Origin of the sequence: Duganella zoogloeoides (assembly GCF_034479515.1) — a bacterium.
In the GTDB taxonomy this organism is placed as follows: domain Bacteria; phylum Pseudomonadota; class Gammaproteobacteria; order Burkholderiales; family Burkholderiaceae_D; genus Rugamonas; species Rugamonas zoogloeoides.
Genome location: NZ_CP140152.1, coordinates 4461657 through 4486218, shown reverse-complemented (window position 1 = coordinate 4486218; position 24562 = coordinate 4461657). Strand labels below are relative to the sequence as shown.

The window sequence follows — 24562 nt, the reverse complement described above, 5'->3', positions numbered from 1 at the left end:
CTACCTGTCCTAGAACCGCGTCGTCAGGCCGGCAAACATGCGCCGGCCAGGCACGTAATAGGTTTCGCGGCCGGTGTCTGCGACCGGTCCCTTGCGCAGCACGTTTTCCACGCCGCCGCGCACGGTCCAGCGCGGCGTCACCTTGTACGACACCACCGTATCGACCATGGTGTAGGCGCGGTACAGCGGTCCGGCATCGAGCTCCCGTCCCGTGTACTGGGCCGAAATCTCGCCGAACAGGGCGTCGGTCACCTGCCAGCCCAGTGCCGAGTACCACGACAACCTAGGCGTGGCCAGCAGGTTGGCGCCGGTGGTCAGGTTTTTCGCTTCCTTCATGTACGTGACGTTGTTGCGCCAGTTCAGGTCCTTTGTCAGCGGCACGGTGGCCGTCGCCTCCAGTCCGCTGGTGCGCGCCTTCTGGATGTTGGTCAGGCGGGTCCACCACAGGTTTTGGAAAAAGCCGAGCGGCGCGTAGTCGATCTTGTTCTTGAAGTCGTTGCGGAACCAGGTCACGCCCACGTCCCAGCCGTTACGTTCGTATGCCACCCCCAGTTCGCCGGCGGTGCTGGTTTCGGGCTTGAGGTCGGCATTGCCGGCCATGTAGCAACCGCCCGTGATGTAGCCGAGCGGCACCAGGCTGCGGCAACCGTTGCCGCCGGAGTTGGTGGCGGCCGACGGCGAGTTTTCTTTCAGGCTCGGGGCGCGGAAACCCTGCGAGATGCCGCCGCGTACGGTCCATTCAGGCGCCGGGTGGTACACCAGGTATAGACGCGGGCTGTAGTGGTTGCCGAACTTGCTGTGATGGTCGAGCCGCAGGCCGACGGTCGCGCTCAGGTTCTCGCGCAGGAACAACTGGTCTTCCGCGAACAGCGCCGACGTGGTGCCCGACAGCGTGGCGCCCTGCACCCGGTTGCCCTGGTAATCGGTGGGGACGGTGCCGATGGTGTCGGTGTTGGTCAGCTCCTGGTCTTTCCATTGCGCGCCCATCACCAGCAATTGCTCGACGCCCCAGCCCAGCCGTTTTTCCAGCGTGGCGTCGAGCGTGGTGTCCTTGGCGCGGGCGGTGGTGCCGGCGAAGCGGTTGTCGAAATCGTTGTGGTACAGCGTGAATTTGGCGGTGCCCACAACGAAGCGGCCTTCGTAACCGATGCTGGCGCTTTTTCGGATCAGTTCGCTGGCGCCCCAGGCGCTGAACAGCGGCGTACCGTTGGGCTTGAGCGTGGACGATGGCGTCGCTTCCTGGCGGCCGTAGCTGGCATCGAAGGTCAGGCTCTGCCGGCTGCCGAGCTTCCAGGCCAGTTGTCCGGTGGCTGTGCGGTTGCGTTCACCGCCGATGCCGCCGGCGTTGGCGCGTACCGCCTCGTCGGCGTTCTGCTTGCTCTGGCTGAGCCCGAAGCGCATGCCCAGCGTGTCCGACAGCGGCCCCGCCACGTTCAGTCCCAGCTGGTTGGCGTCGCCGCGGCCGCTATCCTGCGGGCGCGTGTAATTGGCCGTGGCCGAACCATGCCATGTGCCCGGCACCTTGCGGGTGATGATGTTGATCACGCCGCCCATGGCGTCCGAACCGTACAGCGAGGACATCGGGCCGCGCACCACTTCGATCCGTTCGATCATCTCGGGTGCAATCCAGTTCAGGTCCTGGCGGCCGAGATCGGGACGGTAGGCGGTGTCGGATGAACTGCCCACGCGCTTGCCATCGACCAGGATCAGCGTGTATTTTTCCGGCAGGCCGCGCAGCTTGATTTTCGACTGCTCGCCCACCGGGCTGGTGCCGCCGGTAACGCCGGGGATGCGGCGCAGCAGCGTATTGAGGTCGTACACGGGCTGGCGTTCGATTTCCTCGCGGGTGATCACGCTGATGCTGGCCGGCGCATCCTTGATGTCGATGGCGGCGCCGGACGCGGTGATGACGACCACCGGCAGCACGGCTTCGGCTTCGGCGGCGAGGTTGTCGGACCAGGCGTTGCTGACGGCGAGGGCCAACGCGGTGGCGAGGAGAGGGGGACGAATAGACATGAGCTTTCCAGAAGTGGTGTTGCCTGGCTGCCTTCCGGTCTGCTGGGTGGTGAGTAAAATGCGATCGCACGTCGCAATGAGAATGACAATCATTCACATTTTATCTTTGAATTATTAGAAAATAAAGTTCTTTCGGCATGTTGCTGGCGCTATCTTCGCTTTCCACCGCGAGCATTACTGTGTTACGTTTACGTAAACGTCAAATACGGGAGACATGATGCAGATTGCAGACCAGGTATTCATCATTACCGGCGGCGCCTCAGGGTTGGGTGCGGCCACCGCGCGCATGCTGGCGCGGGCCGGCGGCAAGGTGGTGCTGGCCGACGTGCAGGAAGACGGCGGCCGGGCATTGGCGGCGGAACTCGATGGCGTGTTCGTGCGCTGCGATGTCACTTCCGAAGCGGATGCGCAGGCGGTGGTGGCAGCGGCGACCGCGCTGGGACCGCTGCGCGGCCTGGTCAACTGCGCCGGCATCGCGCCGGCCGCCAAAACGGTCGGCAAGGAAGGCGCCCATGCATTGGCGCTGTTCCAGCGCGTGGTGGCGATCAACCTGGTGGGCACCTTCAACATGGCGCGCCTGGCGGCCGAAGCGATGGGCAAGACCGCGCCGCTGGACAACGGCGAGCGCGGCGTGATCATCAATACCGCGTCGGTAGCGGCGTACGATGGCCAGATGGGGCAGGCGGCGTACGCATCGTCCAAGGCGGCAGTAGCCGGCCTGACGCTGCCGATGGCGCGCGACCTGGCGCGCAGCGGTATCCGCGTGATGGCCATCGCGCCCGGCATTTTCGAAACGCCGATGATGCTGGGCATGCCGCAAGAGGTGCGTGATGCGCTGGGCGCCATGGTGCCGTTCCCGCCACGGCTCGGCAAGCCGGACGAGTATGCGCAACTGGCACGGGCGATTTTTGAAAATGTCATGCTCAATGGCGAGGTGATACGCTTGGACGGTGCGATCCGCATGGCCGCCAAATAACAAAAAAGCATAAGCTTCAGTAGTAGTTCACCTGTAAACCATTTAAACGATTTCGTGTACGATGGCCGTTCAGGCGCGCCGCAGGTTGCGCGCCCCGATCCGGAGAACCCATGATTCGTTTGAAGACCCTGGCGCTTGCCGCCGCCATGCTGGGCGCCTTGCACGCTCCCGTTTATGCCCAGTTGCAGGCGCCGGCCAAAGTCCCCGGCATTAATCACGACGTGGCGCCAGAAATCGCCACCGGCTATGCCGAAAAGGCCGGCAAGTCGGCGCAGAAGTTCATGGTGGCTGCCGCCAATCCGCTGGCCACCCAGGCCGGCTATCAGATCCTCAAGCAGGGCGGCGCCGCCATCGATGCGGCGATTGCCACCCAGCTGGTGCTCACGCTGGTCGAACCGCAATCGTCGGGCATCGGCGGCGGCTCGTTCCTGTTGTACTCCGACGGCAAGCGTGTGCAGTCGTACGACGGCCGCGAAACCGCGCCGGCCGCCGCCGACGAGCACCTGTTCCAGGATAAGGATGGCAAACCGGTCTCGCGCGAGACCGGTGTGGTCGGCGGCCGTTCGGTCGGCTCGCCCGGCGTGCTGCGCATGCTGGAACTGGCGCACAAGCAGCACGGCCGCCTGCCATGGAAAACCCTGTTTGCGCCGGCCATCAAGCTGGCCGACGACGGCTTTGCCGTCAGCCCGCGCCTGAACGCGCTGCTCAAGTGGGACAAGTACCTGGCCCGCGACCCGGTGGCGCGCGCCTACTTTTTTGACGACGCGGGCCAACCGCGCCCGGTCGGCTACATCCTGAAAAACCCGGAACTGGCGCGCACCCTGCGCGAGATCGCCGACGGCGGCGCCGATGCCTTTTACAAGGGGCGTATCGCGCGCGACATTGTCGCCAAGGTGTCAAACCATCCGACCAACCCGGGCAAGCTTACCACCGCCGACATCGCCGGCTACCAGGCGAAGGAACGCGCGCCGATCTGCAGCGACTACAAGGCGTGGACCGTGTGCGGCGCGCCGCCGCCATCGTCGGGCGGCATCGCGATTGCGCAGATGCTGGGCATCCTGGAAGTGAAGGACATCAGCCCGTACAAGCCGGTCAACGGCCAGCTGACTGCCGACGGCATCCACCTGTTCAGCGAAGCGGGGCGCCTGGCCTACGCGGACCGCAACCGCTACGTGGCCGACACCGACTTCGTGCCGTTGCCGGGCAAAGGCGTCTCGGCCCTGCTCGACAAGCGCTACCTGGCCAAACGCGCCGCCCTGATCGGCGGCCAGTCGATGGGGCGCGCCAGCTACGGCACGCCTGACACCATGGACGTGGCGTGGGGCGCCGACACCGCCATCGACAAGCCCTCGACCTCGCACCTGGTGGCGGTGGACGCCTTCGGTGGTGGCCTGTCGATGACGACGTCGGTGGAAGACGCTTTCGGATCGCGCCAGATGGTCGATGGCTTCATGCTCAACAACCAGCTCACTGACTTCTCGTTCGATTCGCAGGACGAGAACGGCCCGATCGCCAACCGGGTGCAGGCCGGCAAGCGCCCGCGCAGCGCCATGTCGCCAACCCTGGTGTTCGACAAGGGCACGCACAAGCTGGTGCTGGCTACCGGCTCGCCGGGCGGCTCCACCATCATCAATTACGTGGCCAAGGTGCTGGTCGGTACCCTGGACTGGAAGCTCGACGTGCAGCAGGCCATCAGCCTGCCCAACCTCGGCAGCCGTAACGGCCCGACCGAGCTGGAAAAGAACCGCGTGAGCGCCGAGGTGATCGCGCAACTGAAGGCGCGCGGCCACGACGTGCGCGAGACCGAGCAGAACTCCGGCCTGCAGGGCATCGAGCGCCGCGTGGTGGCCGGCAGGGCGCAGTGGTATGGCGGCGCCGATCCGCGCCGCGAAGGCATCGTGCTGGGTGACTGACGGGGCGACTGACCGCGCGACCGGCCGCGCCGAAAGGGCTTTCCCAAACCGCGAATACCCTGCTAATCTGGGGCCATGGGACGTCAAAAGAAAACCGGCCTGATCCTCACCGGCGGCGGCGCGCGCGCGGCCTACCAGGTGGGAGTGTTACAGGCCATCTCGGAGATCTTGTGGGAAGCGGGCTGGCCGCCGGCGCGCAACCCGTTCGATATCATCTGCGGCACGTCGGCCGGGGCCATCAACGCCACCGCGCTGGCCTGCCGTGCCGACAACTTCGGCGAGGGCGTGCAAAAGCTGCTCGACGTGTGGCAGAACATCGAAGTGGCGCAGGTGTACCGCGCCGATTCGCTGGGCGTGCTGCGCTCGGGCGCGCGCTGGCTCTCGCTGCTGTCGTTCGGCTGGCTGCTGCGCAAGTGGCGGGCGGCGCCGCCGGCGTCGCTGCTGGACAACACTCCGCTGGTCGGCCTGCTGCATCGCATGCTCGACCTGCCCCGGCTGGATGCTGTGCTGTCCGAAGGGCTGCTGCACGCGCTGGCAGTCACCGCCTCGTCCTACACCGCCGGCAACCACCTTACTTTTTACCAGACCGCCGCCGACATCGCACCGTGGGTGCGCATGCAGCGCCTCGCATTGCAGGACCAGATCGGCGTGGAGCACTTGCTGGCGTCGTCGGCAATCCCGTTCATTTTTCCTGCTACGCCGTTGTTCATCGGCGGCCACCGCGAATACTGCGGCGACGGCTCCATGCGCCAGCTGGCGCCGATCTCGCCGGCCATCCACCTGGGGGCGCGCAAGGTGCTGGTAGTCGGTGCGGGCCGTCTGACCGAGGCGTCGCGCAACATGCCGGAGCGGGGCGCGGCGCGCTATCCGAGCCTGGCGCAGATCGCCGGCCATGCCATGTCCTCGATCTTCCTCGATTCGCTGGCGGTCGATATCGAGCGGCTCGAACGGGTGAACAAAACCCTGTCGCTGCTGCCGGAAGAACTGCTCGAGCAGACCCCGCTCAAGCCGGTCAAGCTGCTGGTGATTGCGCCATCGGAGCGGCTCGACGATATCGCCAGCCGCCACATCGGCAGCCTGCCGGCGCCGATCCGCACCATGTTGTCGGGAATTGGCGCCACTGAAACGCGCGGCGCGGCGCTTGCTTCGTATTTGTTGTTCGAATCGTCGTATACTTGCGACTTGATCCGTCTGGGTCAGCGCGATACCCAGGCGCGCAAGGAAGACGTGCTGGCCTTCTTCGAATCCTGAGCACACCCCCTTGGGGAGACCCCGCTTTTTGTACGCCCTGAACCATCTGTGGAGACATCTGCTGGCGCCGGCCCTGCTGTTGTGGGTGTTAGGTGCGGCTGCCGCATGGGGCGGGCCGCCGCCGCGCACGCTGCGCTTCGAGCAGTTGAGCGTGGAGCACGGGCTGGCGCAGGAGTCGGTGCTGGCCATCGCCCAGGACAAGCAGGGTTTTATCTGGCTCGGTACCCAGGCCGGCCTCACGCGCTTCGACGGCTACCGCACCGTGACCTATAAAAGCGCCGTGTCCGACCCGCGCACGCTGGCCGACAACTGGGTGCGGGTGCTGCACGTTGATCCCTCGGGGCAGCTATGGGTGGGCACCGACGGCGGCCTCGATCGCTACGATCCCGCCACCCGCACGTTTGTCCACTACCTGCCTACGGCGCCGGTGCAGCGCGGCAACGGCAACCGCCACGTGCGCGCCATCGCCGACGATGGCCTGGGCGGCCTGTGGGTAGCCACTGCCGATGGCCTGCATCACCTGGATCCTGCCACCGGGCGCTTCACCAGCTGGCACCACGACCCGGCCGATGCGGGCAGCCTGGTCAACGACCAGGTCAACGCGCTGGCGCGCGACGCTGCCGGCCGCCTGTGGGTGGCCACCGCCACCGGGCTCGACATGCTCGCGCCGGGCGCCACCCGGTTTGTCCATTACCGCCTCGACGCCGGCGGCGACAGCCGTTTCAATGCCGTGCTGGCGCTGCAAGTGGACCACAACCAGGTGCTGTGGGTGGGCACCATGGGCGGGCTGGAACAGTGGCGCATCGGCGACAAGGGCGAACCGCAGCGATGGCGCCTGGGCACCGCCGAAGGACTGCGGCCGGGCGCCAGCATCACCGCGCTGTACGAGGACATCGAAAAGCAGCTGTGGATCGGCACCCATGCCGACGGCCTGCTGCGCTGGCTGCCGGCCGAGCAGCGGCTGGTGCAGTACCGCCACCAGTTCAGCGACAGCCACAGCCTGGCGGACAACCAGGTGTCGGCGCTGTTCCGCGACCGCGTCGGCACCTTCTGGGTGGGCACCTGGAACGATGGCGCCAGCCGGGTGGACATGGGCAGCGGCGGCTTTGCCCGCATCGTGCGCCATACCGAGGATTCGGACGCGCTGTCGGACAACAAGGTGCGCGCCATCGCCACGGCCGCCACGCAGGATGGCGATGGCCGCCTGTGGCTGGGCACCGGCGCCGGCTTGAACCTGTACGATCCGAAGACCGGCCGCAGCAAGGTATGGCGCCACGATCCGGCGCGGCCCGACAGTTTGAGCGACGACCAGGTGACAGCGCTGTGGCGCGCGCCTGACGGCACCGGCGCGGTGTGGATCGGTGGGCGCGCCGGCGTCAACCATCTCGACCCGGCCACCGGCACCATCCGCACGCTGTCGTTCGTGCGCGGCGATCCGGCCAGCGATACCATTCGCAACATCGTGGCCGACCGCGCCGGCCTGCTGTGGATTGCCAGCCGTGGCGGCCTGCACCGGCTCGATCCGAAGACCATGGACGTGCACACATACCGCCACAACCCGGCCGACAGCGCCAGCCTGGCCGACAACGTGGTGCGGCCGATCCTGGAAGACCGGCGCGGCCGGCTGTGGGTGGGCAGCTTCAACGGCCTCGATCTGCTCGACCGCAAGACCGGTACGTTCCGCCACTTCCGCCGCAACCCCACCGACCCGCAGTCGCTGAGCCACGACGAGGTGCACAGCCTGTACGAAGACGATACCGGCACGCTGTGGGTGGGCACGGCGGCTGGCCTCAACCGCATGGAGACGGCCGCCGACGGCACCATCACCTTCCGCCGCTACCTGCGCAAGGACGGCATTGCCGACGACGCCATCGCCGCCATCCTGCCCGATAGCGTCGGCAACCTGTGGCTGAGCACCAACAGCGGCCTGTCGAAGTTCAATATCGCCACCGGCATGGTGCGCAATTACAGCGATGCCGACGGCACCATCGAAGGCGCGTACTTCGACGGTTCGGCGTTGCGCACCCCGGACGGCACGCTGTACTTCGGCGGCTTCAACGGCATCACCGCGTTCGCGCCGCAGGCGGTGCGCGAAAACAGCGTGGCGCCGCCGGTGGCCATCACCGACTTCCAGGTGTTTAACAAGTCGCTCAAGGCGGGGCAGGGCGACCATGCCGATGTGCTCAAGACGGCCATCGAGCACACCGGCGAACTGACCTTGCGCCAGGCCGATTCGGTGTTTTCGCTGGAGTTCGCGGCGCTGCACTACGCGGCGCCGCAGCGCAACCGTTTTGCCTACCAGTTGCAGGGGTTCGACGAGGACTGGGTGGTGACCGACGCCACCAAGCGTTTTGCCACCTACACCAACCTCGATCCCGGCGAGTACGTGTTCCGCGTAAAAGCCGCCAACAAGGACGGCGTGTGGAACGACAACGCCGCCACGCTCCGCATCACCATCTTGCCGCCGTTCTGGAAAACCTGGTGGTTCCGCGCCCTGGTCACGCTGCTGCTGCTCGGCGCCGCCTATGCCGCCTACCAGGCGCGCATGCGCAGCCTGCACCGCCAGCAGCAGCGGCTCGAGGAACTGGTCGAGTCGCGCACGGCCGAGGTACAGCACAAGAACCGCCTGCTGCAACAGCAAAAGCACGAACTCGAACTGCGCCGGCTGGAGGCGGAGTCGCAGCGCGCCGAGGCCGAGCAGCGCCGCCTCGACGCCGAGCGGCAAACCGAGGAAGTGGAAAAGGCGCACCGCAACATCTCCGTGCTGAGCGAACTGGGTCGCGAAATGAGCGCCACGCTCGACATGGAAACCCTGATGAGCACCTTGTACCGCCACGTGCATGACCTGATGCAGGCAGAGATCTTCGGCATCGGTTTCGTGCGCGAGCAGGACGGCGTGATCCACTTCCCGTTCGCGGTGGAGGCGGGTGTGCGCACCATGCCATACCAGCGCCAGCTGGACGATCCGAACCAGCTGGCCGTGTGGTGCCTTACCCACGGCAAGCCGCTCCTGATCAACGATTTCGACACCGAGTATCGAAGGTATATGGACGATACCGGTCTTGGTGCGCTGGCGCCGTGCGTGCGCGAGGATGGCGTGCGCATGCCGGGGGCGAAGTCGATGATGTATGCGCCGCTGGTGGTGGGCGACCGCGTGGTAGGCCTGCTCAGCGTGCAGAGCGTGGCGCGCAATGTGTACCGCCAGGTGCACCTCGACATGTTGCAAACGCTGGCTTCGCACGCCGCCGCCGGCCTGGAAAACGCGCGCGCATACCATCAGCTCGAAGACACGCTGCAAACGCTGCGCCAGACCCAGGGCCAGCTGCTGCTGCAGGAGCGGCAAGTGCGGCTGCATACCGAGGAGCTGGCGCTGGCCAACCGCGCCTTGCAGGACAACGACGAACGCCTGCGCCAGGCCAAGCAGAAGGCGGAAGACGCCACCCGCCAGAAGTCCGAATTCCTGGCCAATATGAGCCACGAGATGCGCACGCCGCTGGCCGGCGTGATCGGCATGCTGGGTTTCTCGCTGCGCGACCCATCGCTGCAGGACGGCACCCGCGAACAGATCCTGCGCGGCCAGGCCAATGCCCAGTCGCTGCTCACCATCATCAACGACCTGCTCGATTTTTCCAAGATCGAGGCGGGCAAGCTCACCATTGAGAACATCGATTTTTCGCTGACCTCCACCGTGGAAAACGTGGTGAGCCTGTTCGAGGAGCAGGCCGCCGCGCACAGCGTAGGCTTCGAGCTGGTGTTCGGCGACGACCTGCCGCAATTCGTGGTGGGCGACCCCACGCGGCTGCGCCAGGTGCTGGTGAACCTGGTGGGCAATGCCTTCAAGTTCACCCGCAGCGGTACCGTGACCATGCGCGTGGAACGCTTGCCGGAAGAGGGCGAGACGGCGGACGATATCGCTGCGCTGGCCGGCCGCAAGGGCGTGATCAATCGCATCCGCTTCCTGGTGGAGGACACCGGCATCGGCATCGACGCCGAAGCCATTCCGCGCCTGTTCCAGAAGTTCGAGCAGGCCGACGCCTCCACCACGCGCCGCTACGGCGGCACCGGCCTGGGACTGGCGATTTGCCGCCAGCTGGTGGAACTGATGGGCGGCAGCATCAACGCGGTGAGCGCGCCCGGCTCCGGCAGTACCTTCATGTTCGAGCTGCCGCTGGCCAACGGCGTGGCGCCGCCGACGGTGACACATGTGCCGCGCGAACCGCACAGCCACCAGTTGCGGGTGCTGTGCGCCGAAGATTTTCCGACCAACCAGATCATCATCCGCATGATGCTCGAGGACCTGGGCCACAAGGTCGATATCGCCGCCAACGGCGCGCTGGCGGTGAAGGCCTGCGCGCTCACGCGCTACGACCTGATACTGATGGATGGCCGCATGCCGGAACTCGACGGCGCCAGCGCCACCCGCCTGATCCGCGCCGGCGGGCCGGAAGATGCGCCGGTGCGCGACCAGGAGCTGATGATCATCGCGCTCACCGCCAACGCCAGCGAGGAAGACCGCAGCCGCTACCTGGCGGCCGGCATGGACGATTTCCTCACCAAGCCGATCGACGAGGAAAAGCTGCACTTTCAGCTGAGCCGCGCGATCGAGCGCCAGTTGCAGCGCGGCTTCCACCTGCCGCCGATGGCGCACAAGGTCACCACCCAGGGAACCCCGTCGCGCGCAGGCACACCGGACCTCGACGCCATGTTCGGCGTCGAGCCGGCAGCGCCGGACACGGCACGGCTGGCGCAGCACAGCGGCAGCGGCGACCTCAAGGCGCGCCTGCGCGGCGCCTTCCGCCAGGACGCGCCGCTGCGCCTGGCCGACCTGGAAGCGGCGCTGGCGGCCGGCGACGCCGATACCGCCGGCCGCCTGCTGCATGGCATGAAGGGCAGTGCCGGCTACCTGGAAGAGCAGGAACTGCAAGCGCTGTGCGGTGAGCTCGAAACCTGCGCCGACCACGGCCAGTGGCAGCAGATCGAGGTTGCGCTGCCGCGCTTGCGGATGCTGCTGGACCAGGCCAGCCGGGTTTGAGAGTGCGTGAGGATGTCCGCTGCACGGCAGAAAATTCGCTTGCGTGTCATGTATGATTCAGGCACTGTTAAGCATGTGGAAAGACAGTGCGAGGCACGAGGAGAGACATGAAAGTTCTGGTAGTTGACGACGACGTCGTCTCGCGCATGGTGCTGATGCACCTGATCGACAGTTGCGGCAAGTTCGACATCGTGGAAGCGGAAGACGGGCTCGACGCATGGAACCAGCTCGAAGGCGGGCTGCGGCCGGCGATCTGTTTTTGCGACCTGCGCATGCCGCACCTGTCCGGACTCGAACTGCTGCAGCGGGTCAAAAGCGCGCCCGCGCTCGCTGCCATGCCATTCGTGCTGGTCACGTCCGCCACCGAAAAAGACGTGATGCAGGAAGCGTCGAGCGCTGGCGCCGCCGGCTACATCGTCAAGCCGTTCCAGGCCGAGCAGGTGCGGGTGCACCTGACCGCGTTTCTCGACCAGGCGGCCAATGGCAGTGCCCACCACGCCGAGGATCCGGCCGCCACGCTCAACCGCCTGGGCATCAACGGCGAGCGGCTGCTGGTGTACCTGAACGGCTTCCACAACCAGCTGACCGCCGCCGCCACCGACCTCGAAGCGCTGCTGGGCCGGGGCGACCAGCAGGGCGCGCAAGTGCGCGTAGAACGCCTGCTGGCCGGCTGCGTTACGCTGGGGCTCGACGGTGCAGCCGGCGCGCTCAAGGGCTTGCTGGCCGACCCTGCCACGCGGCTGTCCAACGAGGCGGTGCAGGCCGTGCTGGACGACGTGCTGCGCGCGGTGGACCAGCAGGCGGGCCTGGTCAGGCAGGCCGGTTTGATGTAAATCGGGCAGCAGGTCTTGAAGTCGAGATAGTTTAGGTTTAAAGTATCTGCTTGCGGGTGGATATCCCGATCCGACTTCAGGGCTACCATGACAATTCCAGCCTTCGCTCCCACTGCCCACACCGACACCTTTGCGCGCGACCACCTGCCGCCGCTGGCGTTGTGGCCGGAATTGCGCTTCGACCTGCCCGAACTGAACTACCCTGCGCGTCTCAACTGCGCGGCCGAACTGCTCGACCACGCGGCTGGCGCACGTGTGGCGCTGCGCGGTGAACACGCTAGCTGGACCTACGATCAGCTGCGTGCCCAGGTCGATCGCATCGCCCATGTGCTGCGCGGTCCGCTGGCGCTGGAAACCGGCAACCGCGTGCTGCTGCGGGGGACCAATACGCCGCTGATGGCGGCGTGCGTGCTGGCCGTGATCAAGGCCGGCTGCATCGCCGTGCCCACCATGCCGCTGCTGCGCGCGCGTGAGCTGGGCGCCATTGCCGGCAAGGCGAAAGTGGACGCCGTGCTGTGCGCGCAATCGCTGCGCGCGGAGCTCGACGCGGTGGAGCTGCCGCCTGCGGCGCGCACCCGCACCGTGTACTTCGGCGGCGCCGGCCATGACAGCTTATCGCCCGACTCGCCCGAATCGCTGGAAGCGCTGATGGCGGCGCAGCCGGCGCAATTTGCCGCTGCCGACACCGCGCTCGACGACATCTGCCTGATCAGCTTTACGTCCGGCACCACCGGCATCCCCAAGGGCACCATGCATTTTCACCGCGACGTGCTGGCCATCTGCGACTGCTTTCCGCGCTCGGTGCTCGGTTCGCGCGCCGACGATATCTTCATCGGCACGCCGCCGCTGGCTTTTACCTTTGGCCTCGGCGGCTTGCTGTTGTTCCCGCTGCGCGTGGGCGCCTGCGCAGTGCTGCTGGAAAAGGCCACGCCCGAAATGCTGCTCGCTGCCATCGCCGCGCACCGCGCCACCGTGTGCTTTACCGCGCCCACGTTCTACCGGCAAATGGCGGCGCTGATCGGCGCCTGCGACCCGGCCAGCCGGCGCAGCGTCTCTGCCGGCGGGGCCTGGGCGCCGGGCTTTCGCTATGACCTCAGCACGCTGCGCCGCAGCGTGTCGGCCGGCGAGGCGCTGCCGACCGCCACGCGCGATGCCTGGCGCAGTGCCACCGGGCTGGAAATGATCGACGGTATCGGCGCCACCGAACTGCTGCACATCTTCATTTCTGCCGCCGACGGCAACGTGCGCCCCGGCGCCACCGGCAAACCGGTGCCCGGCTACCAGGCCTGCGTGCTCGATTACGACGGCCGGCCGGTGGGCCCGGGCGTGATCGGCCGCCTGGCCGTGAAGGGGCCAACCGGCTGCCGCTACCTCGACGACCCGCGCCAGGCCGACTACGTGCTAGATGGCTGGAACCTCACGGGTGACGCCTACGAAACGGACGCCGACGGTTATTTCTACTACCGCTCGCGCACCGACGACATGATCATCTCGGCCGGCTACAACATCGCCGGGCCGGAAGTGGAAGACGCGTTGCTGCGCCATCCGGCCGTGGCCGAATGCGGCGTGGTGGGCCGCGCCGACGAACAGCGCGGCCAGATCGTCGAAGCGCACGTGGTACTCAAGGCTGATGTTGTGCCGTCGGCGGAACTGGTGGCGCAGTTGCAGGACTTCGTCAAGAGCCAGATCGCACCGTACAAGTACCCGCGCGCGGTGCGCTTCCTGGCGTCCCTGCCGCGCACCGAGACGGGCAAGCTGCAACGCTTCAAGCTGCGCTTGCCAGGCGTAGGCACTGGCGCGGAGGGCGGCCAGTGAACATCGTCTGCATCGGGGGCGGTCCCGCCGGTTTGTATTTTGCGCTGCTGATGAAGCAGCAGGATCCGGCGCACCGCATCACCGTGGTCGAACGCAACCGAGCCTACGACACCTTCGGCTGGGGCGTGGTGTTGTCCGACCAGACACTCGACAACCTGGTGCGCGCCGATGCGCCCACCGCGCACGCCATCATGACCGCCTTCAACCGCTGGGACGACATCGACGTGCGCTTCCAGGGGCAAACCATTACCTCCGGCGGCCATGGTTTTTGCGGCATCGGCCGCAAGCATTTGCTCAACATCCTTCAGCACCGTTGCGAAGCACTGGGCGTGGAACTGGTGTTCGAAACCGATGTCGCGGATGACGCCGTGCTGGCCGCGCGCTACAACGCCGACCTGGTGATCGCTGCCGACGGCATCCACAGCCGCATCCGCGCGCGCTACGCGGCCAGCTACCAGCCGCAGATGGAAGACCGGCATTGCCGCTTCGTGTGGCTGGGCACGCGCAAGAAATTCGATGCCTTTACGTTCGCTTTCCAGCACACGCTGCATGGCTGGTTCCAGGCCCATATCTACCAGTTCGATGCCGACACCTCCACCTTCATCGTTGAAACGCCCGAGTCGGTATGGCGCGCATCGGGGCTGTCCGACATGAGCCAGGCACAGTCGATCGCGTTTTGCGAGCGGCTGTTTGCGGTGCAGCTCGATGGCTACCCGCTGATGGCCAATAACGCCCACCAGCGCGGCGCGGCAAGCTGGATCACGTTCCCGCGCCTGGTGTGCGGGCAGTGGGTGCACTGGCATGGCGAAGTGCCGGTGGTGCTGATGGGCGACGCCGCCCACTCGGCGCATTACTCGATCGGCTCCGGCACCAAGCTGGCGCTGGAAGACGCGATCGAACTGGCGCGCTGCATCGGTGAGCAGGGTGCGCTGCGTCCGGCGCTGGCCGCGTACCAGCAAGTGCGGACGGTGGAAGTACTCAAGCTGCAAAGCGCGGCGCGCAATTCGATGGAGTGGTTCGAGAACGTGGCGCGCTACGAGGGCATGGCGGCGCCGCAATTCGCCTATTCCATGCTTGCCCGCAGCCAGCGCCTGTCGCACGCCAACCTGCGCCTGCGCGATCCCGCTTACGTGGATGGGTACGAAGCGTGGTTTGCCGCGCGCGCCTTCGCCCAGGCCGGCGTGCCTGCGCCCGCAACGCCCACGCCGCCGATGTTCACGCCGTTCAAGGTGCGCGGCCTGGTGCTCAAGAATCGCGTGCTGGTCTCGCCGATGGCGCAGTACAGCGCCATCGATGGCGTGGCCGGCGACTACCACCTGGCCCACCTGGGCGCGCGCGCATTGGGTGGCGCGGCGCTGGTGTTTGCCGAGATGACCGGGGTATCCGCCGACGCGCGCATCACGCCCGCCTGTCCCGGTCTCTACACGCCGGAGCACACGCAGGCCTGGCGCCGCATCGTCGATTTCGTCCACCAGCACAGCGACAGTGCCATCGCGCTGCAACTGGGCCACGCCGGTGCCAAAGGTTCCACCCGGCCGATGTGGGACGGTATCGACCAGCCGCTCGAGAGCGGCAATTGGCCGCTGCTGGCGGCATCCGAACAGCAGTACCTGGAAGGTGTGTCGCAAACCGCGCGCGCGATGACGCTTGAAGACATGGACCGCGTGCTGGACGACTTCGTGCGCGCCACGCTGGCGGCAGACGCCGCGGGCTTCGACTGGCTGGAGCTCCATTGTGCCCATGGCTACCTGCTGTCGTCGTTCATCTCGCCGCTCACCAATCATCGCCGCGACGACTACGGCGGCAGCTTGGAGAACCGCTGCCGTTATCCGCTGCGCGTGTTTGCCGCCATGCGCGCTGCGTGGCCCGCGCACAAGCCGATGAGCGTGCGCCTGTCCGCTACCGACTGGGTCGATGGCGGCACCACGCCCGACGACGCGGTGGCGATTGCCCGCCTGTTCAAGGCGGCCGGCGCCGACATCATCGATTGTTCGTCGGGGCAGGTCAGCAAGCGCGAACAGCCGGTGTACGGCCGCATGTACCAGGCGCCGTTTGCCGACCGCATCCGCAACGAAGCCGGCATCGCCACGATTGCGGTGGGCGCCATCACCAGCGCCGACCAGATCAATGGCATCATTGCCGCCGGCCGCGCCGACCTGTGCGCGATCGGCCGTCCGTACCTGGCCAACCCGGCGTGGACGCTGGGCGAGGCGGCGGCCAGCGGCTACCGTGCGCTGCGCTGGCCCCGGCCATACGCTGCCGCCAAGCGCCAGCTCGAACGTGCTGCTGAACTGAATAACGACACGAAAGAAGCCTTATGAGCGACACCACCTTGCCGCTGGCCGGCAAACACGCGCTGGTGACCGGCGGCGCGCGCGGCATCGGTGCCGCCTGCGTACACGCCTTGCTGACGCGCGGCGCACGCGTGACGATTGCGGGGCGCGATGCCGCAGCACTGGCCGCCATGCAAACTGCGCTGGCCCATGAATTTGGCGCTGGCAGCATCAACGTGCAGGCGTTCGATGTGGCCGATCCGGAGTCCGTTCGCACCGGCTTCGACCTTGCGGCGCGCGCCCTTGGCCGCATCGACATTCTGGTCAACAATGCCGGCCAGGCGGCATCCGCGCCGCTGCTGAAAACCGATGCCGCGCTGTGGCAGCGCATGCTGGATGTGAATCTTGGCGGTGTGTTCCATTGCACCCAGGCCGCGCTGCCGGCGATGCTCGATGCCGGGTGGGGTCGCATCGTCAACGTCGCCTCCACGGCGGGCCTCACCGGCTACCGCTACGCCGCCGCCTACACCGCCGCCAAGCACGGCGTGGTGGGGCTCACGCGCGCGCTGGCGCTGGAAGTGGCCACGCGGGGCGTGACGGTGAATGCCGTGTGTCCCGGCTATACTGACACCGACATCGTGCGCGAGGCGGTCGCCAACATCGTCGCCAAGACCGGCCGCACACCAGAGCAGGCGCGCGCCGAACTGGCCGCCGGCAATCCGCAACAGCGGCTGGTGCAAACGGGCGAAGTGGCCAATGCCGTAGCCTGGCTCTGCCTGCCGGAGTCCGGCGCCATGAATGGACAAGCCATCGCCGTCGCCGGCGGTGAAGTGATGTAAATCGAGAAGCGCCATGCCCCTGACCGAACACGACGACCATAACGATAGCGACGACCAGCCGGAACCGGTGCTCGACCTGGCCAGCCGCCTGACGCAAGATCACCACCAGTCGCTCAAGCTGTGGCTGCGCATGCTCTCGTGCACGGTCAAGATCGAAAACGAGATCCGCAGCCGGCTGCGCGCCACGTTCGGCATCACCTTGCCGCGCTTCGACTTGATGGCGCAACTGGAGCGCCACCCGCAAGGCTTGCGCATGGGCGAGCTGTCCAAACGCATGATGGTCACCGGCGGTAACATCACCGGCATCACCGACCAGCTGGAGCAGGAAAAGCTGGTGGTGCGCGTGCCCGATCCGAAGGACGGCCGCGTATTCAGCGTGAAGCTCACCGCCGCCGGCCGCCGCGCGTTTGCCACCATGGCGCAGGTCCACGAGGAGTGGATTGCCGAACTGCTGCAGGACGTCTCCGGCGCCGACAAGACCCAATTGATCGAACTGCTGTCGCACATGAAGCATAGCCTGCATGCGCGCGACGACAAATAAGGAACCACCATGCGTTATCTTCCCGGCCAGGCACAGCAACTGCCCGGCCACAACCGGCAACTGGCCGGCTACCAGTCCACCCATTTCCAGTTCGACGTGAGCGGCGGCGTGGCCACGCTCACGCTCGACCGTCCCGAACGCAAGAATCCGCTCACCTTCGACTCGTACGCCGAGCTGCGCGACCTGTTCCGCGCGCTGCCCATGGCCACCGACATCAAGGCCGTGGTGATCACGGGCGCCGGCGAAAACTTCTGCTCCGGCGGCGATGTGCACGACATCATCGGCCCGCTCACGCAGCTTGACATGCCCGGCCTGCTGGCGTTCACGCGGCTTACTGGCGATTTGGTGAAAGCCATCCGCGCCTGCCCGCAACCGGTGGTGGCGGCAGTGGATGGCGTATGCGTGGGCGCGGGCGCCATGCTGGCGCTGGCGGCCGACATCCGCTTCGGCACGGTGCGCAGCAAGACCGCGTTTTTATTCACCCGCGTGGGCCTGGCCGGCTGCGACATGGGCGCTTGCGCCTTGCTGCCGCGCGTGATCGGCCAGGGGCGCGCAGCCGAGCTGCTGTACACCGGCCGCTCGATGGGCGGCGCCGAGGGCGAGCGCTGGGGCTTTTTCAACAGTCTGCACGAACCCGAAGCGCTGTCGCACGCGGCGCTCACCATGGCGCGCGGGCTGGCCGATGGTCCCACCTTCGCCCACGGCATGACCAAGACCATGCTGCAACAGGAGTGGAACATGGGCGTGGACCAGGCCATCGAGGCGGAAGCGCAGGCGCAGGCCATTTGCATGGCCACCAACGATTTTCACCGTGCCTACCACGCTTTCGTGGCCAAGCAAAAGCCGGTCTTCGAAGGCGATTGAGGGATCACGATGCCTGATAAAACTTATCTCGACTGGCCGTTCTTCGCGCCGCACCATGCAGCGCTGGAAGCGGCGCTCGACGCCTGGAGCCAGCAGCACCTGGCCCATGCCCCCCACGACCGCGCCGGCGTTGACGGTGCCTGCCGCCAGCTGGTGCGCCAGTTGGGCGAGAGCGGCTGGCTGCGCCACGCGGTGGCGGGCGTGGCGCACGGCGGCCATGCCGACGCCATCGACACCCGCGCCATCTGCCTGATCCGCGAAACGCTGGCGCGCCACGATGGCCTGGCCGATTTCGCGTTTGCCATGCAGGGCCTGGGCGCGGGCGCCATCAGCTTGCACGGCAGCGAGGACCAGCGCAGCCGCTACCTGCCGCGCGTGGCCAGTGGCGCGGCGATTGCCGCCTTTGCGCTGTCCGAACCGCAGGCCGGCTCCGACGTCGCCGCCATGCAGTGCGCGGCCACGCCGGACGGCGAACACTACGTGCTGGACGGCGAGAAGACCTGGATTTCCAACGGCGGCATCGCCGACTTTTACGTGGTGTTTGCGCGTACCGGCGAGCAGCCCGGCGCGCGCGGCATCAGCGCCTTGATCGTCGATGCCGACACGCCCGGCTTCGAGATCGCCGAACGGATCGACGTGATCGCCCCCCATCCGCTGGCACGCCTGCGGTTCAACCGGTGCCGCATCCCTGCCGCGCAGCGCATCGGCGCGGCAGGGCAGGGCTTCAAGGTGGCGATGTCCACGCTCGACGTGTTCCGCACGTCGGTGGCTGCGGCCGCGCTGGGCTTTGCGCGCCGGGCGCTGGACGAAGCACTGGCCCATACCACGCAGCGGTCGATGTTCGGCCAGATGCTGTCGGACTTCCAGCTCACGCAGGCCAAGCTGGCGGACATGGCCACCGGCATCGACGCCGCCGCCTTGCTCACGTATCGCGCCGCGTGGCAGCGTGACTGCGGCCGCAAGGTGACCAGGGAGGCGGCCATGGCCAAGCTCACCGCCACCGAAACGGCGCAGCAGGTGATCGACGCCGCGCTGCAAATGTTCGGCGGCCTGGGCGTGGTGAGCGAGCAGCCGGTCGAGAGCCTGTACCGCGAAATCCGCGCGCTGCGCATCTACGAAGGCGCGACCGAAGTGCAGCAACTGATCATCGCGCGCGAGCTGCTGCGCGAGGCCGCGTCGGCAAAAGGGGAGGCGTGATGGAGTTTTTGCTGCCACCGGGCTGGCCGCGTCCACGCGGCTATTCGAATGGCGTGGTTGCCAGCGGCCGCACGGTGTACGTCAGCGGCATGATCGGCTGGGATGCGCAGGGCGTATTCCACACCGACGATTTTGCCGGCCAGGTGCGCCAGGCTTTGGCAAATATCGTCGCCGTGCTGGCCGAAGCGGGCGCGGGGCCCGAGCACATCGTCCGCATGACCTGGTACGTACTCGATACGAAGGAATACACGGGCGCCTACAAGGCGGTGGGCGCCGCCTACCGCGAGGTGATCGGCGCCCACTATCCCGCCATGACGGCGGTGCAGGTGGCCGGGCTGGTGGAGGAGCGCGCCCGGGTCGAGATTGAAGTTACGGCGGTGGTGCCGTGACCTGCAGCGCTACTGCGGTTCCAGTACGCCGCGCGCATGGGACGCGGTATTGACGCCGCTCTCGGCCAGCAAGCGTACCGACAGTGCCGCCGGCGCACCGGTCGGCCACTCGAACTTCACCTCCGAGCCGTTGGCAAGGTAGCCGCTGTCGTAGGCCAATGAATAGCCTTTCCACAGTTGCAGGCGGATCATTGCGCCACCTGCGGTGACGGCGGAAAAGCGCATCGGGGTCCGTGCGGCAGGGTTCGAGCCAGCGACCTTGCTGATGCCGTTGCTGTAGTTCACAGTGGTGATCTTCCTGGCCGTGTTAGGGAATTTCACCGCCTGCATCCAGGTGTCGTACTTGGCGCCGCTCGGCGTCGAGGTGCCTGGCAACAGCCAGTCGCCGCGCATCGATAACAGGCCTTTGCCTCCCGGGCCTCCCTTGGGCGCACCGTTGCCGTCCAGCCAGCTGTCAGCGCCCAGCACTTCGCGCATGCCTGCCCTGATGCGGTCCAGGTCCGACACTACCCGCGTATTCCACTGACCGTTGGGCATGATGTTGAAGTTGGCGCCTTTCTCAACGTACAGGCTGAACGCCGTATCATAATTGCGGTCTACCACGTAAGCGCCGTACAGCTTGAGCGTATTGGCGATCTTGCGCAGTGCCGCCGTGCTCAAAGTGGACGTATCGAACGACGCCGGCAGCATCAGCCGGGTACCGAGCGGGATCTTACCCGTATTCAACCAGGCATTGGTATCGGCCGTGGTGGCCGGATAAACATAGCTGGCCCGGGTAATTCCATTCGACAACGTGTGGGCTGGCAGCGAAATGGCCAGCGCGTGCTCATAATGAGGCTTGTTATCGTTCAGTTCGTGCAGACGGATCAACCCGGCAGTCGGGGGCGCGCCGGCCGAGCGCGCTCCCTGGCTCCAGTGTGCCGGATCGCCGAAGCCCCGGCCTTCAAGCCGCGTCCAGGCATACATGGTGGCGGTCCACCTGCCATTCTTGTTGGTGAGCTGGTAGAACGAATGGATCACCCCGGTGACCGTATCGACAACTTCGGCGTGGCCGTCCTCGCCCGTCGCGGGCACCACGTTGTCAGGCCAGCGTGGAATCGTGATGTCATGGTACTGGCCGGTGTCCGGGTCACCTACGCCAGCCGTACCGGGCTTGCCGTAGATGGTCATCGGACCATCGCTGGCGCGCGCCATGAACACGCCGACGGAATAGGCGCCGTCGGAGATGGATGGTATCCAGTCGGGATTGAGCAGTGGCTTTCTAAGCTGATACGTTCCCAAAAATGGATTGACAGGCCGGCTATTCCAGGGAGAATCAGCCTGGAAAGGTTTGTAAAACGTGCCAAATCCGGTGGTGGCGGTGTAACCGGTCTGCGCTTGTGCAGCGCTTGCCATGATGCCGGTAGAGGCAGCGAGCAACATGCCCGATGCGATAATGCTGTGCAGCCAAGTGGCGCGGTTTCTCATGTACAGTCCTTGAAAATTAAAAGGCTGTAACTGACCTGGAGAAGTTTTATGCTGTTATGAAACTTATTTTAAGGCAATTTGACGATGTTTTGTGAAATTTTTTTTCAGAAATATTACAATTGCAATAAAAGTTTCATAGAGGAAGTCATTTGCCGGAAAATGGGGCGGGCAGCCGCTCCCACTGGCGTCATGACTGGCTGGGAGGCCGTTGAAAGACGAAGAAATTAGCCATAAGGAAATTAATCGTTAGGCCTGCCGCACTGCCACACGCCACCGACAACCAGGCGTTATTCTGGGCATAAGGCAGGTAGTGGTAGGCGATGACCGACACCACGGCATTGGTGCAGGCTCCGGGGAACTGCGACAGGGCAAACCGCAACCATTCCTGCCAGCCAGGCGGGATTGCCGTGGCGTGGAAGGTGAATCTGCGGTTGATCAGCCACGACAAAGTGATTGCCAGCAGAACGCTGATCGTGCGGGCAACCACACTGTTGTGAAACAGTTTTAATGCCAGCCAAAAGCATGCCGCGTCGAACAGGGCGACGCCACCGCCCACCAGCGCGAACTTGGCAAATTTGGACAGAAATTGCTTGTTCAAGAGCCAATCCCGGGCTTGGGCGCGCGGCGCGGTGTGGCCAGGAAACTGAGTTGCTTGGTTTCGCGGCGCCCTTGGGTCACCGAGGCCAGGATCAGGCCTACCGCAAAGCTGAACAAGGCCAGCAGCATGACCAGCCCCGACAGGATGGCGGTAGGCAAACGCGGCACCAGGCCCGTGTGCAGGTAGTCCATCAGTACCGGATAGAACAGCGCCAGGGAGAGCACCACTGAAATCAGGCTGACCGTGTTAAAGAATAATGTCGGGCGTTCCAATTTGATGAGCTTGAAAATCATCCACAGAATTTTCATGCCGTCCTTGTAGGTGCTCAGCTTGCTCGCCGAGCCTTCGGGTCGGACGCCGTAAGCGGTGTCGACGTCTTCACTGCGCATGCGCAGTTCGAGACTGTGCACGGTCAGCTCAGTTTCGATTTCGAATCCCTTGGAGACGACTGGGAACGATTTGACGAACTTGTGCGAAAACACGCGGTAGCCGGTCAGCATGTCCTTGGTGGAATTGCCGAACAGTTTGGCCACGATGGTGGTCAGCATCCAGTTGCCGAACTTGTGGCCCTGACGGTAGGCCTCGATCTCGGTCGAGTGGCGCACGCCATTGATGCAGTCGAGGTTCTTGTCGAGCAGTAACTGGATCATCTGTGGCGCCACCGAAGCGTCGTAGGTATCGTCGCCGTCAGCCATGATGTAGACGTCTGCTGAAATATCGGAAAACATGCGGCGTACCACGTTGCCCTTGCCTTGTAGCGCCTCGTGGACCACTACCGCACCGGCGGCGGCAGCAATGCCAGCGGTATTGTCCTTGGAGTTGTTGTCGTAGACGTAGACAGTGCTGTTGGGCAGTGCCGCCTTGAAGTCGCGCACGACCTTGGCGATGGTGGTTGCTTCGTTGTAGCAGGGTACCAGTACCGCAACCGAGACATCCGAATACAGTTCAGCTTTGAACGACATGTTGACTAACCTTTAAATAAACTTGGACAGGCCGGGCTCATTGCCGCGGTGATATTTTCTGATTACACGCTGCGGGCAGGCGACATCGTGTCGCGCGGTTTCCCTGTCTCCACTACCCGTACGGTACCAGTTTTGTTTCTTATGTATTCCGATACGATGAACAGCGCGATCAGCGGCACCAGCCAGCTCACGCGGCTGCCATAGCGGTCATGGACCGCAGAGAGGGCGCCGGTAACCATGGTGTTGAGCACCATGCCGCCCAGCACGACCAGTGTGAACTGTGCCAGTTGCACATTGCTGCGCCAGTGTAGCAGCAGGTACCCCGCGACCACCAACGCAGACAGCGCGAGCAGCACGTTGTCGACGACCCGGAACCGATCCACGTGCAGGCGCTGTTGGTACTGCCGCGATGACTGGAACGCCGCATAGGTGGCGGCGTCAAAATGGCGCTCGATGATCTGGTGGATGCTGGTGTCGGAGGTGTAGCGCAGCATGTCGTCGCCGACCTGGAACGTGACGGTCTGCGCCAGGAAGCCGCGCACGCCTTCCTCGATAAACTGTGCTGGATAAGCGCGCATCGCGCCATTGGTGATCTCCGATGCATACTTGCTGACCGCCGTCATGCCACCGAGGTCGACCAACGGACCGCCCCATAGGAATGTGTCCGACACCGCGCCGATGGGTTTGCCCTGGGCAACTGCGCGGGCCTTGATTTCTTTTAGCTTGGGCAAGCTAGCGCATATGGGCCAGGCGTGCGACGGGCAGGCTTCGGTCATGTAATCGAGCGCAATCCCTTGGTCAATCAGCTTGCCGAGCAACATCACGTTACCGGTGGACGCAAGCGTCGCACCGCGTTTGGTGACGATATTGAACGACAACATCATCGCCACACCCAGCGCAATCGCCGCCACCATCGATATATTCACCTTGGTAAATACGCGCGCCATGGGCGTGACCGTTCGGTCCGACAGCAAGCGGATCAGCAGGCACAAAGCCAGCGTCCCTGACGCAATGATCAGGTAGGAGAGGTGAGTGGTGATAAAGAATGCGATCAGCAACGGGATGGCCAGGCGGTCAATCTTCGCCAGGCGGTTCTGGCCAATCACGGCCGTGGCGATCGCCAGGATCAGCAGGGCGGCGAAGACGTCGGGCATGATCTGGCCCACGAACCACGGCGCACTGGAGCAGAGGCCCAGCACCAGGGCCGATAGCACTACTTGTTCTTCGCGAAACGCGCTGGCAAACGTGCGGAAAAAAGCCCGTACCAGGTACCAAGTCATGGCAGCCTGGACCACCACCACCGGCCACAATGTCACTTTCCAATGCAAGGGGTAGATGAACAGTGAATACAGTGCACTGCGGTCCCCGGGCCAGAAGTGGGTGATGGCGACGTCGATATAGGTGCCGCTATCGGAAAAGACGAAAGGAAAGCGGTTCCAGACCGCGGTGAGCGAAAAAAAGATCACGCTCAGGATAAGCGACGCCAGGCACTGAAGGTTCTTATTCTTTATCGCTAAAAATTGAACTTCAGGGCGATCAATCTGGCGATTCATGTTGTTTTTACCATAGTTGTTCAGGGGGAGTCAGCACAGGCTG

Annotated in this window: 17 protein-coding genes; 12 read left to right on the top strand and 5 right to left on the bottom strand. The window is 65.3% G+C overall.

Translation table 11 applies throughout. The annotated features are described in order from the left end of the window. Positions 1-9: 9 nt before the first annotated feature. Positions 10-2016, bottom strand: coding sequence for a TonB-dependent receptor domain-containing protein (locus tag SR858_RS19810; RefSeq protein ID WP_026637280.1), 2007 nt, complete (start codon positions 2014-2016; stop codon positions 10-12). Between the two features lie 217 nt (positions 2017-2233). On the opposite strand from SR858_RS19810, the gene SR858_RS19805 reads away from it, so the two are divergent. The 12 genes from SR858_RS19805 to SR858_RS19750 all read left to right on the top strand — a co-directional run bounded on the left by SR858_RS19805 (position 2234) and on the right by SR858_RS19750 (position 19939). Continuing rightward, entirely contained in the window at positions 2234-2992 is a 759-nt protein-coding gene (locus tag SR858_RS19805; protein ID WP_026637281.1) for an SDR family NAD(P)-dependent oxidoreductase, read from the top strand. Positions 2993-3102: 110 nt separating this feature from the next. Beyond that, entirely contained in the window at positions 3103-4905 is a 1803-nt protein-coding gene (ggt, locus tag SR858_RS19800) for a gamma-glutamyltransferase (protein WP_019921821.1), read from the top strand. Positions 4906-4980: 75 nt separating this feature from the next. Further along, positions 4981-6156, top strand: coding sequence for a patatin-like phospholipase family protein (locus tag SR858_RS19795; protein WP_019921822.1), 1176 nt, complete (start codon positions 4981-4983; stop codon positions 6154-6156). 28 nt (positions 6157-6184) lie between these two features. Continuing rightward, complete coding sequence (locus SR858_RS19790; protein ID WP_019921823.1) at positions 6185-11188, top strand: two-component regulator propeller domain-containing protein; 5004 nt, start codon at positions 6185-6187, stop codon at positions 11186-11188. Positions 11189-11295: 107 nt separating this feature from the next. Next, positions 11296-12021 (top strand): response regulator, encoded by a 726-nt coding sequence (locus SR858_RS19785; protein WP_019921824.1) that lies wholly within the window; start codon positions 11296-11298, stop codon positions 12019-12021. 87 nt (positions 12022-12108) lie between these two features. Continuing rightward, positions 12109-13836 (top strand): AMP-binding protein, encoded by a 1728-nt coding sequence (locus tag SR858_RS19780; protein WP_019921825.1) that lies wholly within the window; start codon positions 12109-12111, stop codon positions 13834-13836. After that, on the top strand, positions 13833-16157 hold the full coding sequence (locus tag SR858_RS19775) for a bifunctional salicylyl-CoA 5-hydroxylase/oxidoreductase (protein WP_019921826.1): 2325 nt from the start codon (positions 13833-13835) through the stop codon (positions 16155-16157). Before SR858_RS19780 ends, SR858_RS19775 begins: the two co-directional genes overlap by 4 nt. After that, positions 16154-16948 (top strand): SDR family NAD(P)-dependent oxidoreductase, encoded by a 795-nt coding sequence (locus SR858_RS19770; protein ID WP_019921827.1) that lies wholly within the window; start codon positions 16154-16156, stop codon positions 16946-16948. The genes SR858_RS19775 and SR858_RS19770 overlap by 4 nt, the downstream gene beginning before the upstream one ends. Positions 16949-16961: 13 nt before the next feature. Further along, entirely contained in the window at positions 16962-17489 is a 528-nt protein-coding gene (locus SR858_RS19765) for a MarR family winged helix-turn-helix transcriptional regulator (RefSeq protein ID WP_019921828.1), read from the top strand. Positions 17490-17498: 9 nt separating this feature from the next. Next, on the top strand, positions 17499-18353 hold the full coding sequence (locus tag SR858_RS19760) for an enoyl-CoA hydratase family protein (RefSeq protein ID WP_019921829.1): 855 nt from the start codon (positions 17499-17501) through the stop codon (positions 18351-18353). A 9-nt stretch (positions 18354-18362) separates the two neighbouring features. Continuing rightward, positions 18363-19550: an acyl-CoA dehydrogenase family protein gene (locus SR858_RS19755; RefSeq protein ID WP_019921830.1), complete on the top strand. Its 1188-nt coding sequence runs from the start codon at positions 18363-18365 to the stop codon at positions 19548-19550. Then, on the top strand, positions 19550-19939 hold the full coding sequence (locus tag SR858_RS19750; RefSeq protein WP_019921831.1) for a RidA family protein: 390 nt from the start codon (positions 19550-19552) through the stop codon (positions 19937-19939). The genes SR858_RS19755 and SR858_RS19750 overlap by 1 nt, the downstream gene beginning before the upstream one ends. Before the next feature lie 9 nt (positions 19940-19948). On the opposite strand, the gene SR858_RS19745 is transcribed toward SR858_RS19750, so the two are convergent. The 4 genes from SR858_RS19745 to SR858_RS19730 form a co-directional block, all read right to left on the bottom strand. Further along, the gene (locus tag SR858_RS19745) at positions 19949-21406 is read right to left on the bottom strand and encodes a hypothetical protein (protein WP_040377748.1); all 1458 of its coding nucleotides are present in this window, start codon (positions 21404-21406) and stop codon (positions 19949-19951) included. 187 nt (positions 21407-21593) lie between these two features. Next, the gene (locus SR858_RS19740) at positions 21594-22004 is read right to left on the bottom strand and encodes a GtrA family protein (protein ID WP_019921833.1); all 411 of its coding nucleotides are present in this window, start codon (positions 22002-22004) and stop codon (positions 21594-21596) included. After that, positions 22001-22966 (bottom strand): glycosyltransferase family 2 protein, encoded by a 966-nt coding sequence (locus SR858_RS19735; RefSeq protein ID WP_019921834.1) that lies wholly within the window; start codon positions 22964-22966, stop codon positions 22001-22003. The genes SR858_RS19740 and SR858_RS19735 overlap by 4 nt, the downstream gene beginning before the upstream one ends. Positions 22967-23028: 62 nt before the next feature. Next, positions 23029-24519: a hypothetical protein gene (locus SR858_RS19730; protein WP_154819930.1), complete on the bottom strand. Its 1491-nt coding sequence runs from the start codon at positions 24517-24519 to the stop codon at positions 23029-23031. Positions 24520-24562 lie beyond the last annotated feature (43 nt).

Coding starts and splice junctions, on each gene's coding strand:
- SR858_RS19810 (WP_026637280.1), bottom strand. CDS start 2,016: ATGTCTATTCGTCCCCCTCTCCTCGCCACCGCGTTGGCCCTCGCCGTC.
- SR858_RS19805 (WP_026637281.1), top strand. CDS start 2,234: ATGCAGATTGCAGACCAGGTATTCATCATTACCGGCGGCGCCTCAGGG.
- ggt (WP_019921821.1), top strand. CDS start 3,103: ATGATTCGTTTGAAGACCCTGGCGCTTGCCGCCGCCATGCTGGGCGCC.
- SR858_RS19795 (WP_019921822.1), top strand. CDS start 4,981: ATGGGACGTCAAAAGAAAACCGGCCTGATCCTCACCGGCGGCGGCGCG.
- SR858_RS19785 (WP_019921824.1), top strand. CDS start 11,296: ATGAAAGTTCTGGTAGTTGACGACGACGTCGTCTCGCGCATGGTGCTG.
- SR858_RS19780 (WP_019921825.1), top strand. CDS start 12,109: ATGACAATTCCAGCCTTCGCTCCCACTGCCCACACCGACACCTTTGCG.
- SR858_RS19770 (WP_019921827.1), top strand. CDS start 16,154: ATGAGCGACACCACCTTGCCGCTGGCCGGCAAACACGCGCTGGTGACC.
- SR858_RS19765 (WP_019921828.1), top strand. CDS start 16,962: ATGCCCCTGACCGAACACGACGACCATAACGATAGCGACGACCAGCCG.
- SR858_RS19760 (WP_019921829.1), top strand. CDS start 17,499: ATGCGTTATCTTCCCGGCCAGGCACAGCAACTGCCCGGCCACAACCGG.
- SR858_RS19755 (WP_019921830.1), top strand. CDS start 18,363: ATGCCTGATAAAACTTATCTCGACTGGCCGTTCTTCGCGCCGCACCAT.
- SR858_RS19750 (WP_019921831.1), top strand. CDS start 19,550: ATGGAGTTTTTGCTGCCACCGGGCTGGCCGCGTCCACGCGGCTATTCG.
- SR858_RS19745 (WP_040377748.1), bottom strand. CDS start 21,406: ATGAGAAACCGCGCCACTTGGCTGCACAGCATTATCGCATCGGGCATG.
- SR858_RS19735 (WP_019921834.1), bottom strand. CDS start 22,966: ATGTCGTTCAAAGCTGAACTGTATTCGGATGTCTCGGTTGCGGTACTG.
- SR858_RS19730 (WP_154819930.1), bottom strand. CDS start 24,519: ATGAATCGCCAGATTGATCGCCCTGAAGTTCAATTTTTAGCGATAAAG.